Origin of the sequence: Candidatus Pelagibacter communis (assembly GCF_012932795.1) — a bacterium.
Lineage (GTDB): Bacteria > Pseudomonadota > Alphaproteobacteria > Pelagibacterales > Pelagibacteraceae > Pelagibacter > Pelagibacter ubique_S.
In genome coordinates, this window is the sequence record NZ_LANA01000001.1 from 262,642 (window position 1) to 277,050 (window position 14,409).

The following is a 14,409-nucleotide window of genomic DNA, read 5'->3' on the forward strand; positions in this document are numbered from 1 at the left end:
TTTTTCTCTCCATCTCTTGATGATCTGTCGGATCTTCCATAGCTAGATTTTTTCTCATCTCTGAATTTTCTTTTTTTGTTGTATGGAGGTTTTCCTTTTTTTCCACCTCTTGAATTTCCTCTTACTCCACGTGGTACGGGTTTAAAGTTTGGATCAATTAATTTACTAATTTCATTCCACATCGATCTATCATCTGGTGTAAGAAAAGTTAAAGCAGAACCTTCTGTTCCAGCTCTAGCAGTTCTTCCAATTCTGTGAACATAATCTTCTGGCACTTGTGGAAGGTCATAATTTATTACATGTTGAATTAATGGAATATCTAATCCTCTTGCAGCAACATCTGTTGCAATTAATATTCTCTTAAGTCCTTTTCTAAATGAAGTAATTACACGATCTCTTTTACTCTGACGTAGATCTCCATGAATAGCATCAGCTGAATGTCCTTCTTCTTTTAAACGCTTGACCATTTTGTCAGCACCTCTTTTAGTTTTAACAAAAACTAAAATTGACCCTTTTCTAGCTATAAATTGATTTACTAATTCATCATATTTTTTTTCTTTAAACACTTGAAGTGTTTCTTGTTTAATTTTTGCGATAGGAACTGATGTTGATCCTGTTGATATTCTTTCAGGCTTATTTAAATATCTTTCAGAAATTCTAACTATATTTTGAGGTAAAGTTGCTGAAAATAATAAAGTTTGATGATCTTTTGGAACAAATTTTAAAATCATCTCTATTTGTGGAGTAAACCCCATGTCCAACATTCTATCAGTTTCATCTAATACTAAATATTTAGTAGCTGACAAATTTAAGCTTTTTCTTTTTAAATGGTCATTAATTCTTCCTGGTGTTCCAACAATTATTCTGGATCTATTGCCTAGCTGTCTAAGTTGTTTTTGCATTGCCTCTCCACCAATAAGCAAAGCAGTTTTGATATTAATTTTATCACTTATAATACTTTTAATCGCAGCCATTACTTGAGTTGCAAGTTCCCTTGTTGGACACATAACTAACGCAAATGCATGTTTGTCTAATATTAATTTATTAATTAAAGGGATGCTGAATGCTAAGGTTTTTCCAGTTCCTGTTTGAGCTGTTCCCAAAACATCTTTTCCTTCTAAAGCAACTGGTATTGCCATGCTTTGAATTGGGGTTGGCTTGGTAAACTTCTTTTTTTCCAGTGAATTTTTTAACGAATCTTCTATTTTTAATAATTTAAAGTTTTCCATTTAGGTATTTAGATTTTTTAAAACTTAAGGAGATATGCTCTTAATCCTTTAATACATCTAATATATATTGGGATATCTATAGGTTTTTGAACTAATCACAAGAATTGTTTTTTTTAAAGAATAGCTTTTTTAAGTTTTCAAATAAGACATTTAATGTATAAGAACCTCAAATTATGGCTAATAATATTAGAAACATCACTATTATCGCTCATGTCGACCATGGTAAAACAACCATGATTGATAACCTGATGAAGCAAAGTGGATCATTTAGAGAAAATGAAGTTGTTGATGAAAGGCTAATGGACTCTGGTGAGCTAGAAAAAGAAAGAGGAATTACCATTTTGGCTAAACCTGCCTCAATTGATTGGCAAGGTTCCAGAGTTAATATTATAGATACACCTGGACACAGAGACTTTGCAGCCGAAGTTGAGCGTGTTTTAAGTATGGCTGATGGAGCGTTACTTCTTATTGATTCTGCAGAAGGTGTAATGCCACAAACAAAATTTGTATTAGCTAAAGCTTTAAAGCAGGGATTAAAACCAATTGTTGTAATTAATAAACTAGATAAAGCAGATCAAAGAGCTAATGAAGTTTTAGATGAAACTTTTGATTTATTTGTGAGTTTGGATGCAAACGAAGGACAATTAGATTTTCCTGTTTTATACGCAAGTGGAAGATCGGGATGGGCAAGTAAAGAAGTTGATGGCCCAAGAGAAAACCTACATCCTTTGTTAGATTTAATTATGGAGCATGTAAAGCCTGCTGAACTTGATAAAAAAAAACCTTTCGCAATGTTATCAACATTGCTTTACGCAGATAGTTTTTTAGGAAGAAGTTTAGTTGGAAGAATTTCACAAGGTACTGCAAAAGCGAATCAACCTATTAAGGCAATAAACCTTAAAGGTGAAAAAGTTGACGAAGGTAAGTTAACAAAAATATTTAGATACGAAGGAACAAAAAAAGTGCCGATAGAAATTGGTGAAGCTGGAGATATAGTTGTAATTGCTGGACTAGAAAAAGCTAATGTTGCGGATACTATTTGTGACCATGAGGTAAATGAACCTATTGCTGCAACACCAATAGATCCACCTACAATGTCTATCACTGTAAGTGTTAACAGTTCTCCTCTTGCAGGAACAGAAGGGAAAAAATTAACAAGTACTCAAATTAGAGATAGATTGGTTTTAGAGGCACAAAATAATGTTGGAATTACTTTTTCTCAAAATGCTAACGTTGATTCATTTGTAATCAGTGGACGAGGAGAATTAATGCTCGAAATTTTACTTACACAAATGAGGCGTGAAGGTTTTGAAATGACAGTTAGTCCTCCAAAAGTTTTATACCAGCAAGATGAAAATGGAAATCAGATGGAACCAATTGAAGAAATTACAGTTGATCTAGATGAAGAATTTTCATCAAAAATAATTGATTCCATGAATAGAAGAAAAGGTAAATTACTCGATCTTAAAGATACTGGAAAAGAAAAAAAACGATTAATTTTTCATGCTCCAACAAGAGGTCTGATGGGTTACACAAGTAGATTCTTAACTTTAACAAAAGGAACTGGTGTAATTAATAGAATTTTTCATGGTTATGGAAAATTTGAAGGTGAAATGGATGGAAGAAAAAATGGTGCTTTAATTTCAATGGCCACAGGAAAAGCTGTAGCCTTTGCAATATTTAACCTCCAAGCTAGAGGTGAGATGTTTGTAACTCACAATGACCCAGTTTATGAAGGAATGATTGTCGGATTAGCACCAAAACCTGGTGATATGATTATTAATGTTATGAAGGGAAAACAATTAACAAATATGAGAACACAGGGAACTGATGAAAACGTTGTACTTACCCCAGTGAGACAAATGTCAATTGCAGAACAGCTTAGTATGCTAAACACTGATGAAGCATTAGAAATTACCCCTAAATCTCTTAGATTAAGAAAGGCAATTCTTAATCCTAATGATAGAAAAAAGAACGAAAAATCTGGAACACCTCTTTAATTAAAAGATTTGCCAACTATAAATAACCCTAAGGCAACAGCTGGTCCAATTCCAAATGCAAATAGTAGAGTTCCAACCCCAACTGTTCCTCCTAAATACCAACCAATTGACATTACTGTAATTTCAAGAGACCCTCTAACAGCTGCAATTGGCAAATTTGTTTTTTTCTGCAAACCTACCATCAAACCATCTCTTGGACCAGCTCCCAAGTTTGCTACTAAATATATACCTCCACCAAACCCTACTATAAGAACTGCTACAGTAGCCAAGAGTATTTGATAAATATAATTTTCAGGTGTTGGAACATACTTAATGCAAATATCAATCATTAAACCAATAATTATTGCATTTAAAATTGTTCCAATTCCAGGTTTTTGATTCAATGGTATCCAAAAAATTAAAACAGCAATACTTATTAAGATAGTTATTATCCCAATAGAAAGATTAACATTCAATGAAATACCTTGTGCAAGAACAGACCAGGGTGAAGCCCCAGCAAAAGAGACTATTAACAAACCTTCACCTAAACCAAACAAAGTCAATCCAAAGCACAAAAAAAAGAAAGTTGAAAATTTTGGTTTAAGATTTAGGGGTTTTCTTGAACTCCATGAAACATTGGGTATATTCTTTATTGATAAAAACATATTACAGATAGGTATTTATCAGATAAACATTATTAGTAAATAAACTAATAAAAATAACTTTCAGTAACGAAAAAATTCATTTATTCTAATTTTGATGATAAAAAAATTAAATAACAAAAATCTAATTATTTATTTTTCTTTTTTCTTTATTTTGGTGGGTGTTTTTCTTAGATTCTATAATCTTAATTATGAAAATTTATGGTTTGATGAAATAGTTAGTTATTGGATAGCAGATCCAAAAATATCTTTTTTTGAAAGTTATCAAAGAAATAATATTGGTGAAGGTACTCCATTTTTATTTAATTTTTTAATCAAAATTTTACATATTATTTTTGGTTATTCACCAAATGTAGGTAGATATCTATCATGTACTGTTAGTGCATTAAGCATTATTTCAATAGTTTTTTTGATGAAAACTATAAAAAATAACAGTTCAACACTATTAATTATTTTTTTAGTTAGCTTTAATATTTTTTTAATAAAATACTCTCAGGAATTAAGAGTTTACTCTCTAGTATTATTTTTATCTTCTATGTTACTTTTATTTTACTTTAGAATGCAAAAAGAGAATATTGATGAAAAGTATATATCAATAAATTCTCTTTATTTTATAGTTTTCCAAATTTTATCAATTTTAGCTCACCCGTTCACTATTATCATTTTTGGTTCAATTATACTGTATGCAATTGTTATTTTTTTTTTAAAAAAAAAATTGAACAAACTATTAAATACATCAATCATAATTATCTCAATTTTTATCATTTTTTATTTGCCCTTTTATTTGATAAATACAGAGCCTTATCCAAGTTGGATTTCTCAACCTAGTCTAAAGTTTTATACTAATTTTTATTTTTCTAAGTTTTTTGGTTCTAGAATACTAGGTATAGTTCATTTTATTATACTATGTTTTCTTATCTTTAAATTTAGAAAAAAGTTTCTAAAAGACTTGGAACCATCAATTATATTAATATTTTTAATATTTTTTTCTTATTTTATTCCTATAATATTTGGATATTTATATGAGCCAATATTGGCCCCAAGATATATAATTTTTATCTTAATACCCATTTTAATTTTGATTTCTTATTTAACTTTTGAGCTTAAAGAAAAAAAAATAAGATATTTTATCATTTTTTTAATAATTATTTTAACATTAGGAAATCTATGGTCAGAGACAACTATTAAACAATTTTTAGAAGCAAGACCTAATCACAAACCACAATATTCTATTGCCTTAAAAAATATTAATGAATCTAAATATAACAAACTTGCTATAAACATGAGCTTTGCAGAAAAAAAGGATGTTCATTTTAATATAGCAATTAATAATTATTTTAAACAAATTATAACAAAAGAAAAACTGGATATAAAACTTATTAAAATTAATAATGATGAAAATTATTTTTGGCTTCTCTGCCTCACTGATCTTAATAGATCCTTATGTAACACTTTTGATAAAAGCAGATTTAAAGTTTTAGATGAAAAAAACTATAATAGTATAAATCTTAAATTAATTAAATTTTTGAATTAATATCTGCTCTCAGTAATAATGCTATTTTTTTCTTACAACATATAAATCTAAATCACCTAAATTTATTTTAAAATAAATTTTATTTAAAAAATTAATATTAGTTAATGGGCCTAAAATAAAATTTAAGAAAGGTAAAATAGTTTTTATTTTTGTTAAGAAATACATAACGCTTGTAGTATGTGTATCTGTAATTGTTTCAACTAATTCAAGTCCATTGTTTTCCATGAAGTTTTGTAAAAATGACTTTGTAAAATAAAACTTATGCATTGGCATTATCCAATGATAATGTTTACCCAACAATTTTGCTATAAAAGAATCCATATTATAAGTTGAGAAAATAAAAATACTTTTATCATTCATTTTATCTCTAATTTTCCTGAGATCTTCAAAAGGACGATCTAAATGTTCAATTACATGACTCATAATTATTACATCTAACTTTTCAATATCATCTAAGTGTTGATCAATAGATTTACTTTCAACATCCAAAGAGTAATTCTTTTTTGCAAATTCTACTGCATGACTTGATAATTCAATTCCTTTATATTTGTTTACCTCAGGACGAATAATTGAGCCAAATACTCCGTAGTAAGAACCAATTTCTAAAACTTCACTTGCTTTGTTTACATGTTTTAAAATTTTTTTAAAAGTATTTTGAAAATATCGTTTTTTGAATTCAATTGATTTAATATATTGTTCATCTATTACATCTCCATATAGTTTTTCAAATTTAATATTTAATAATTCTGAAAAAATTAAATTGCACTCAATGCATTTTATTAAATTTGGTTTTTGATATTGAAGACTTGTGCATCTCAAATCATAATCATCTGCTATAAATTCTTGATATTTATAGAGGTATTTTTTGTTTATATTATTACAATTTGGACATTTCATAAAGTTTGATTATATAACTTAAATCAAAAAAATTACTATTATTCCTTTGGAAATAATTTAATAAATTTTTTAATATTTTTTTTTTTAACAGATTTTTTTGCTACTATCATACAAGCTTGAGAACTAATAATTTTACCATCAATTAAAATTCTTAAATTATTAGCTCTTAATGTCTCTCCTGTTGATGTTATATCTGATATTATTTCTGATGAACCTGATAAAGGATATGCTTCTGTTGCGCCCAAACTATAGACTAACTTAAATTGTGTAACACCTTTTGAATATAAAAACTCTTTAGTCAAATTAGGATATTTTGTAGCAACTCTTATTCTTTGATTTTTTTTTTCTTTTAAAATAAATGCAATTTCTTCTAAATCTGCCACTGTTTGCACATCTATCCATTGACTTGGTATTGCCAAAACTAAATCAGCTAATCCAAAATTGTATTTTTTTATTACATTAATTTTTTTTTGAATATTGACATTACTTTCCTTAAGTAGATCGTAGCCTGAAAATCCTATATCTAATGAACCATCTGCTAATCTTTCAATAATTTCACGGGCATGTAGATAAATAATTCTAATATCTTTATATTTTTTGACAAAAGCAAATAAATCTCTTTTTCCTCTTTCAGAAAATAAATGAAGTTTATTTTGACTAAAAACTTTTATGATATCTTTTTTTAATCTTCCTTTACTTGGTATTCCAATATTAATCATTAATTTCATATCCCCATTTAATTAAATCTTCTCTAAAAATATCATTCATTTCTTTTTTAATGTCTTTTGGTAAAATTTTTTTCCAATCGTTATCTCTCCCCAAGTTAAAAAAAGTTAATTTTTTTCCAGTTTTTTGTCCTATTGGTGACTCTTTGAAGCCCTCTTTTTTTTCTTTTTCTTTTAAGATTTCAAATTTACATGTTTCGATACATTTTTTTGCTTTTTCTTTATTAAATGTAGTATTTAAGTTTCCTATTTTTATTAAAAAATTTATCACTTCCTCAAAAATTTTTAGTGGTTTTTCGTCAATATCTTCATATCTTACTGACAATACTGGAAACAACTTTGTATCAACCCAGGATTTATAGTGATTTTTCCATGAACTTAAAAATTGAAAATTTTTGAATTGATCATCTTCTTTCTCAAATAATAATCCTTTATCATCTAACATCCATTTAAGTGCTTCATGATAATTATGCTCATAATGATTCATTACAGATGTAATAACATTTCTTGGATCTCTGACTATGTATATGCAACCATTAGTATTTTTTAAGTTAGTAAATTTGTTTTTATTTACATTTAAAAAAGCGTTATGTGTTTTGAACAGTTTAAAACTTTTGTCTTCATTAATCTTATTCTGTGCATCGATCCAAAATTTAGATGAATCATCTAATTTAAAAAATTTATTTGGATAGTTCTTAAAAAAAATTTTTGCAGGAAATTGATATATCCTATTAATTATTTGAAAATTAAAAACTCCATCTGGACTATAAAAGTAAGCTGTCAATAAAGCCCTCAACCATGTATTTCCACTTTTTGGATATGATGCTAGCCATGTAATCATTTGTAATTTATATTTATTGCTGCTCCAACTGCTGGTACTTTTTTTTTTGAACCAAGGTTTGAAATTAGTTTATCGTATCTTCCTCCATTTATAATATTAATATTCTTAAATTTAGATTTAATATCAATTTTAAATACCATACCCGTGTAATATTCTAAATGACGCCCAAAAGACGTTGAAAATTCTACATTTAATTTTTGAATTTTATTTAATGAAGTTGGAAAATAATTTTGCTCTACAATTAAACTAATTCTATTTTTTTTAAAAAAAATATTGAGCTGTGAAGCAGCTTGATCTATTGGACAATTAATTTTAAGAAACTCTTTAATAATTTTTGATACGTTTTTGCCCCTACTTGCTTTTCTTGGATCTTTTATTTTATTATCAAACCTCTTTAAAATTTCTTGAATTGAACGTCCCGCAATTATGGTCTGTTGCTTTTCACTCAACATTTTTGAATATCTTTTTTTATCAACTTCAACAATTGTTGGATCAACATCGGAGTTTGTCTCTAATCTTTTTAAAAGATCATTAAAATACTCTTCTCTCCAAAAGTGCCTCAAAAGTCTTAGTTTCCATCGTTTTGGAATATCTAATTTTGAAATCAATAAATTGAAAATCTCTACATTACCAATTTTAAGGGTTCCCTTTAAATAGCTTAAATTTGATAAAGCCTTTAAAGCAGTATCGATAATTTCTTTGTCATCATTTTTTTCATCTTTAGATCCAATTATTTCAAAGCCTACTTGATCTCTAATAATAGAGTCTTTTTTATTATTAGACTTTCTATAAGCCTGACCACTATAAAATATTTTTTCCTTACTATTTAAATTTTTTTCTAAATACCTCAAACTCGATGCTATTGTTAAATCAGGTCTTAAACAGAGCTCACTACCATTTTGATCAACAAATGAAAAAATAAACTCTCTAAAACTCTCGCCCGATCTTTGGACGATATGATTTGCTTCTATTACTGAAGGTAAATTAATGTATTTAAACCCTTTAGATTTTATTGATCTAAGGATTTTTTCAGATAAATTTTTTGATTTCATTAATTAAGTTTTCTTTTGGAAATGTAATTTGATTATTTTCACCCTTAACTCCTAAAAGGTTTTTTATAGTAATAGTATTATCTTTAAATTCATTCTCTCCACATATAACTGCGACTGGGCACTGTTTTTTATTTGCATAAGTTAATTGTTTACCAAGATTTTTTTTACTATCTAAAAATATTTCAGAGTTAATGTCTTTGTCTCTCAAAACTTTTAAAATTTCATAATAATTTATTAAATATTTTTCATCCATTACACAAATAATAACTGGTTTTTTTTCATTAACTTCGATTTGATCAAGCTGCATCATTGCAAATAGTAATCGGTCAACTCCAATACTCACTCCAGTTCCAGGAATGTCAACTCCCTTAAATCTTGAAATTAATTTATTATATTGTCCACCTGAACAAATACTTCCTATATCAACTTGCTTACCTTTGTTGTTTGTTGTCTTGAAATTTAAATTTGTTTCAACACAAAACCCGTCATAATAAGCTAGCCCTCTAACAATTGTGAAGTTTGTCTTTATTTGATCTAAATAATCTCCGTAACTTACAATTTCCATCAAGTCTTCTAATTCTTCAATTCCTTCTTGAGATAAAGGATTTTTTAAATTTTCTTTTAATTCTCTTAAATCTTTTACTTTTAAAAAATTAATTATTTGTGAAGCTTGATCTTCAGTCAAGTCCGCACCCTTTGTAATTGCCCCACTTACATCTGCTCTTTCTTTTTTTAGTAAATCTTCAACTCCTTTTAAACCAAAGCCAGGCTTATCTAACTTATCTATTGCTCTCATGACTTTTATTTTTTTGTCATCAGGTATTTTGAGTTCTTCAATTAAACCTTGAATAATTTTTCTATTGCTAATGTTGACTACAAACTGATCTTTCTTTAATCCACATTCAATAAGTGTGCTTGTAATTAAATTACATAATTCTGCGTTTGCCTGTGCTGGATTAACATTACCTACAATATCACAATCCGCTTGAGTGAACTCACGATACCTTGCATTACCTGCTTTTTCATTTCTAAATACATTTTGAATAGCATATCTTTTATATGGTAATGGTAATTCTTGATTATTTTGTGCGACGAATCTGGCTAATGGACTTGATAAATCATATCGTAGAGTAATATTTTTTTCACCATCTTTAAATGAGAATACATCGGACATAAGATTACTGTCATCATCTGCCAGAAATGATCCAATATTTTCGCTAATTTCAAATGATGGAGTTTCAAGTGGTTCAAAACCAAACTTTACAAAATTATTCTCAATAATATTAATTAACTTTTTCTTGAGAATTAATTTCTTATTCCATTTATCTTCAAACCCTAGGGGTAACCCAGGAATTAATTTATTTTCTTTATTCATTTTTTTGGTACCCGCGCTTGGAATCGAACCAAATCCTATAGTTCCACAAACTATCGTACTAACCGTTATACTACGCAGGCATTCCTTGTTTTTATATTATTTTTGTGTGGATTAAAATTATATTATAAATAAATAGCCAACAGGCTATGGAAACAAACTCTATGAGTACTTTTTAAGGTCTGTCTATATGTGATATTTATAATCATGAGAAGTCTTTTAAACAATTCTAAATATTATTCAATACATAAATATAAGGTCGTGGTGGCCCCAACTGGACTCGAACCAGTGACACACGGATTTTCAATCCGATGCTCTACCAACTGAGCTACAGGGCCCCTTATTAACCTCTAAAAGTGATACGACCTTTGGTTAAATCGTAAGGTGTCATTTCTACTTGAACCTTATCACCTTGAAGTACTCTAATTCTATTCTTGCGTAATTTGCCTGCAGCATGAGCTGTAACAATATGGCCGTTTTCTAATTTAACTCTGAACATTGCGTTTGGAAGTAAATCCTCAACAATTCCTGAGAACGACAGCATTTCCTGTTTTGACAAATTTATTTTCTCCTAATTCTTTTTTCTACCGACTTAGCGTGTCCCGCTAAACCCTCGTAGTTTGCAAGTGTTATAACTGATGGACCAAGGGTTTCAATCCCTTTTTTTGATAGGTTTATATATGAAATTCTTTTATAAAATTCATTAACACTAACTCCACTTGAATATCTTGCTGAGGAATTGGTTGGTAATACATGGTTAGAGCCAACATTGTAATCTGTCATTGCCATTACAGCATATTTTCCTAAACAGATAGATCCTGCATTTTTGATCTTACCCACTACTTTTTTACAATTCTTAGTATTAAATTCTAAGTGTTCAGGGGCAATTTTATTTACTGTGTTAATAATTTTTTGGTCCGATTGCATATGAATTAAAATTCCATTATTGAATAAACTATTTTTTGCAATTGTGGCTCTAGGTAGTTCTTTTAGTTGGTGAATAATTTGATCATTAACTTTTTTAATAATTGATTTATCTTTTGAAATTAAAATACATTGGGCAAGATTATCGTGTTCTGCTTGACCTATTAGATCGCTTGCTATCCATTCAGGGTTTGAAAATTTGTCACAAACAATTGTTACTTCAGAAGGGCCTGCAATCATTCCTTCAATTCCAACATCTCCAAATACTTCTTTTTTTGCTGCAGCTACATACGAATTTCCAGGGCCAACAATTTTATCAACTTTTTTAATTTTCTTAGTTCCATATGCAACAGCTGCAATAGCAGATGGTCCTCCAATTGAATAAATCTCTTTAATCTTACATTTTTTAGCAGCATATAATACAGCAGGATTTTGTTTACCTTTTTGACCTGGATTAACCATAACTAGTCTTTTCACTCCAGCAACAATTGCAGGTACTGCATTCATTAAAACGCTAGAAGGGTATGAGGCTGTTGAACCAGGCACATAAATTGCAACCGATTCAATAGGTACGTATTTATACTCTAATTTGTTTTTTAATTTATCCGTATAAGAAATGTTTTTAAATTTTTGTAATGAATGGAATTTATAAATTCTATCATAAGCAAGATCAATTGCTTTTTTAACCTTTGGATCTAAAGACTGAATAGTTCTATTTATTTGTTTTATGCTTGGGGCAATAACACTATTTTTATTAAATCTCTTTTCATACTTTAAAATGGCTTTATCTCCATTTTTCTTAACATCTTTAATAATTTTAATAACTGAAACTGAACTAAGTTGGACTTTATCTTTTCGTTTAGACAGTAATATATCTAAAGTTTTGTCAAAGTTTTTATTTTTACTATCTAATATCTTAATCATTAATCAGCTTTATTTTGGTCATCTAAGGTTACTTCAATTATTTCTGTTGATAATGTAATATATGCGTTGTTTGTAAACATTAAGTTTATCTCATAATTGTCAATATTTTTTAAATAATCCATCCCAATTAACTCTAATTTTTCTTCTGGATCATTTTGTTTAATATTTTTAGATTTAACTCTATCCACAAATTCGAATTTACAAATACTAGTAACTTTTTTATATTTCTCATCCGTTTCTACTTTAGATCTATTTAATGATAATAAAAAAACCTTATTTTTCTGAAGATATTTAATTTGATCAACTTTAACTTCAGCTCCAGAACAGCAAGCTGAGATTACTTGTAATCCCTCATTGTCTGTAGCTATAATCTTTGATAAATATTTTTTATGCATTAGTTAATTCTCTTAATTTTAGCCCCTACTTTTCTTAATTTCTTTTCTAAATCTTCATAGCCTCTATCAAGGTGATAAATTCTACTAATTGTCGTTTTTCCTTTAGCACATAGAGCTGCCAAAACTAATGAGGCAGAAGCTCTTAAGTCAGTTGCCATAACCTGGGCTCCTTTGAATATTGTATTTCCCTCAATTATTGCCTTATTACCTTTAATTTCAATTTTTGCATTCATTCTTTTTAGCTCTGGAACACTTTGAAAACGATTTTCAAAAATATCTTCTTTAATCGTGGATCTCTTGTTTGCCTTACACAATAATACCATCAATTGAGCTTGAATATCTGTTGCCACTCCAGGGAATGGTGATGTTTTAATGTTTATATTTTTAATTTTTTTATTACCCTTAATAGTGATCTCATTTTTTTTTTTATTAATTTTTGCACCAACTTTTTTTAAAAGATCAATTTCTGTTTTAAGAATGCTAGACTCTATACCTGTTATTTTTAAATTTCCTTGGTTAATTGCACCTGCTATAAGCATGGTGCCAGCTTCGATTCTATCAAACATTATTTTATAGTTTGACTGTTTAAAAGTTTTTACACCTAAAATTTTAACCTGTCTTCTTCCGGTCCAAACAATCTTTGCACCAATACTACAAAGAAAATTTGATAAATCTTTAATTTCTGGTTCTATCGCACAATTAGACAGAACAGTTTGACCTTTTGCTAAACAAGCAGCAATCATTAAATTTTCAGTAGCACCAACAGAAATTTTTGGAAATTTAATTTTTGCTCCTACCAATCCATTTTTAGCATTTGCATTTATGTATCCATCAATTATTTTATATTTTACACCCATTTTTTTTAATGCTTCTAAATGAATATCAATAGGTCTAAATCCAATATTGCATCCGCCAGGGTTTGATACTATAGCTTTTCCAAATCGTGCTAGTAATGGACCTAACACGATAATTCCTGCCCTCATTGTTGACATTAAATTATAACTAGCTTTTGTCTTTATTTTTTTATCATTTACAATTACTAAAGAGTTTTTATTTTTTGATACTTTCACTTTTGAGCCCATCGACTCTAAAAGTTTAATCATTGTCTCAACATCTTTAACTCTTGGAAGGTTTGCTAAAGATATTTTTTTATTTGATAGTAATGTTGCAGCTAGAATAGGAAGAGATGCATTTTTAGAACCTGAAATTCTAATGTGTCCCTTGAGCTTTGGTGCTCCAAAGACTTCCAATTTTTTCATGATTATACTTTTGGTAAAGTTACTCCTGTTTGACCCATATATTTACCTTTACGGTCAGCATATGAAGTTTCTGGAGCTTGATCACCTTTTAAAAATAAGAATTGAGCAACTCCCTCATTTGCATAAATTTTTGCTGGAAGGGGTGTTGTGTTTGAAAATTCAAGAGTAACAGTTCCAAAAAATTCAGATTCAATCGGTGTTACATTAACTATAATTCCAGTCCTTGCATATGTGCTTTTGCCAACAACAATACACATGATATCTCTTGGGATTTTAAAAACCTCTACTGTAGTTCCTAATGCAAAAGAATTTGGGGGGATAATAATATATTCAGAACTTTTCTTAGTAACAAAATTATCTGAAGTAAATTTTTTTGGATCAACAATAGAAGAGTTAACATTATGAAAAATTTTAAATTCATCTGCTACTCTTGCATCATAACCAAATGAACTTAGTCCATAAGAGATTTTACCATTTCTTACCTGCTTATCTACAAAAGGAGAAATCATAAGCTCTTCTATTGCAAGTTTTCTTATAGATTTATCGGAAAGTACTGACATTATTTAGTTTTCTTCTTGTTTTTTTTTTGAAAAATTTTTCTTTTTTTAAGATTTTT

General features: G+C 28.5%; 14 protein-coding genes and 2 tRNA genes. 2 read left to right on the plus strand and 14 right to left on the minus strand.

Annotated elements, in window-relative coordinates:
- Positions 1-1,229 (minus strand): DEAD/DEAH box helicase (locus VP91_RS01380; RefSeq protein WP_248289194.1); only part of this gene is annotated, 1,229 nt, incomplete at its 3' end.
- Between the two features lie 173 nt (positions 1,230-1,402).
- Between VP91_RS01380 and typA the strand changes: the two genes are divergently transcribed.
- Complete coding sequence (gene typA / locus VP91_RS01385) at positions 1,403-3,229, plus strand: translational GTPase TypA (protein ID WP_169035655.1); 1,827 nt, start codon at positions 1,403-1,405, stop codon at positions 3,227-3,229.
- Here typA and VP91_RS01390 read toward each other — a convergent pair.
- The gene (locus VP91_RS01390) at positions 3,226-3,873 is read right to left on the minus strand and encodes a YczE/YyaS/YitT family protein (RefSeq protein WP_169035656.1); all 648 of its coding nucleotides are present in this window, start codon (positions 3,871-3,873) and stop codon (positions 3,226-3,228) included. The two genes, typA and VP91_RS01390, sit on opposite strands and share 4 nt — an antisense overlap.
- Positions 3,874-3,967: 94 nt before the next feature.
- Here VP91_RS01390 and VP91_RS01395 point away from each other — a divergent pair, with 94 nt between their 5' ends.
- Positions 3,968-5,404 (plus strand): hypothetical protein, encoded by a 1,437-nt coding sequence (locus tag VP91_RS01395; RefSeq protein WP_169035657.1) that lies wholly within the window; start codon positions 3,968-3,970, stop codon positions 5,402-5,404.
- A 21-nt stretch (positions 5,405-5,425) separates the two neighbouring features.
- Here VP91_RS01395 and VP91_RS01400 read toward each other — a convergent pair whose 3' ends face one another.
- From VP91_RS01400 to dcd, 12 genes are all read right to left on the minus strand, one after another.
- Positions 5,426-6,301, minus strand: a complete 876-nt coding sequence (locus VP91_RS01400) for a class I SAM-dependent methyltransferase (protein ID WP_169035658.1) — start codon at positions 6,299-6,301, stop codon at positions 5,426-5,428.
- A gap of 38 nt (positions 6,302-6,339) precedes the next feature.
- The gene (gene hisG / locus VP91_RS01405) at positions 6,340-7,029 is read right to left on the minus strand and encodes an ATP phosphoribosyltransferase (RefSeq protein WP_169035659.1); all 690 of its coding nucleotides are present in this window, start codon (positions 7,027-7,029) and stop codon (positions 6,340-6,342) included.
- Complete coding sequence (locus VP91_RS01410) at positions 7,013-7,867, minus strand: sulfotransferase domain-containing protein (RefSeq protein ID WP_169035660.1); 855 nt, start codon at positions 7,865-7,867, stop codon at positions 7,013-7,015. Before VP91_RS01410 ends, hisG begins: the two co-directional genes overlap by 17 nt.
- Positions 7,864-8,919 carry an ATP phosphoribosyltransferase regulatory subunit gene (locus tag VP91_RS01415; protein WP_169035661.1) on the minus strand — a complete coding sequence of 352 codons (1,056 nt, stop codon included), beginning with the start codon at positions 8,917-8,919 and terminating at the stop codon, positions 7,864-7,866. The genes VP91_RS01410 and VP91_RS01415 overlap by 4 nt, the downstream gene beginning before the upstream one ends.
- Positions 8,897-10,294: a histidine--tRNA ligase gene (hisS, locus tag VP91_RS01420; RefSeq protein ID WP_169035662.1), complete on the minus strand. Its 1,398-nt coding sequence runs from the start codon at positions 10,292-10,294 to the stop codon at positions 8,897-8,899. Before hisS ends, VP91_RS01415 begins: the two co-directional genes overlap by 23 nt.
- Before the next feature lie 5 nt (positions 10,295-10,299).
- Positions 10,300-10,374, minus strand: a tRNA-His gene (locus tag VP91_RS01425).
- 179 nt (positions 10,375-10,553) lie between these two features.
- Positions 10,554-10,629, minus strand: a tRNA-Phe gene (locus VP91_RS01430).
- A gap of 5 nt (positions 10,630-10,634) precedes the next feature.
- Positions 10,635-10,850 (minus strand): translation initiation factor IF-1, encoded by a 216-nt coding sequence (infA, locus tag VP91_RS01435; RefSeq protein ID WP_006997427.1) that lies wholly within the window; start codon positions 10,848-10,850, stop codon positions 10,635-10,637.
- Positions 10,851-10,852: 2 nt separating this feature from the next.
- The gene (hisD, locus tag VP91_RS01440) at positions 10,853-12,139 is read right to left on the minus strand and encodes a histidinol dehydrogenase (protein ID WP_169035663.1); all 1,287 of its coding nucleotides are present in this window, start codon (positions 12,137-12,139) and stop codon (positions 10,853-10,855) included.
- Entirely contained in the window at positions 12,139-12,534 is a 396-nt protein-coding gene (locus VP91_RS01445) for a DUF2948 family protein (protein ID WP_169035664.1), read from the minus strand. The genes hisD and VP91_RS01445 overlap by 1 nt, the downstream gene beginning before the upstream one ends.
- Positions 12,534-13,793, minus strand: a complete 1,260-nt coding sequence (gene murA, locus VP91_RS01450) for a UDP-N-acetylglucosamine 1-carboxyvinyltransferase (protein WP_169035665.1) — start codon at positions 13,791-13,793, stop codon at positions 12,534-12,536. The genes VP91_RS01445 and murA overlap by 1 nt, the downstream gene beginning before the upstream one ends.
- 2 nt (positions 13,794-13,795) lie before the next feature.
- Positions 13,796-14,353 carry a dCTP deaminase gene (gene dcd, locus VP91_RS01455; protein WP_169035666.1) on the minus strand — a complete coding sequence of 186 codons (558 nt, stop codon included), beginning with the start codon at positions 14,351-14,353 and terminating at the stop codon, positions 13,796-13,798.
- Between the last annotated feature and the right edge of the window lie 56 nt (positions 14,354-14,409).

Bases quoted from the DNA above. Each gene is read 5' to 3' on its own strand.
- typA (WP_169035655.1), top strand. From the start codon at position 1,403: ATGGCTAATAATATTAGAAACATCACTATTATCGCTCATGTCGACCAT.
- VP91_RS01390 (WP_169035656.1), bottom strand. From the start codon at position 3,873: ATGTTTTTATCAATAAAGAATATACCCAATGTTTCATGGAGTTCAAGA.
- VP91_RS01395 (WP_169035657.1), top strand. From the start codon at position 3,968: ATGATAAAAAAATTAAATAACAAAAATCTAATTATTTATTTTTCTTTT.
- VP91_RS01400 (WP_169035658.1), bottom strand. From the start codon at position 6,301: ATGAAATGTCCAAATTGTAATAATATAAACAAAAAATACCTCTATAAA.
- hisG (WP_169035659.1), bottom strand. From the start codon at position 7,029: ATGAAATTAATGATTAATATTGGAATACCAAGTAAAGGAAGATTAAAA.
- VP91_RS01410 (WP_169035660.1), bottom strand. From the start codon at position 7,867: ATGATTACATGGCTAGCATCATATCCAAAAAGTGGAAATACATGGTTG.
- VP91_RS01415 (WP_169035661.1), bottom strand. From the start codon at position 8,919: ATGAAATCAAAAAATTTATCTGAAAAAATCCTTAGATCAATAAAATCT.
- hisS (WP_169035662.1), bottom strand. From the start codon at position 10,294: ATGAATAAAGAAAATAAATTAATTCCTGGGTTACCCCTAGGGTTTGAA.
- hisD (WP_169035663.1), bottom strand. From the start codon at position 12,139: ATGATTAAGATATTAGATAGTAAAAATAAAAACTTTGACAAAACTTTA.
- VP91_RS01445 (WP_169035664.1), bottom strand. From the start codon at position 12,534: ATGCATAAAAAATATTTATCAAAGATTATAGCTACAGACAATGAGGGA.
- murA (WP_169035665.1), bottom strand. From the start codon at position 13,793: ATGAAAAAATTGGAAGTCTTTGGAGCACCAAAGCTCAAGGGACACATT.
- dcd (WP_169035666.1), bottom strand. From the start codon at position 14,353: ATGTCAGTACTTTCCGATAAATCTATAAGAAAACTTGCAATAGAAGAG.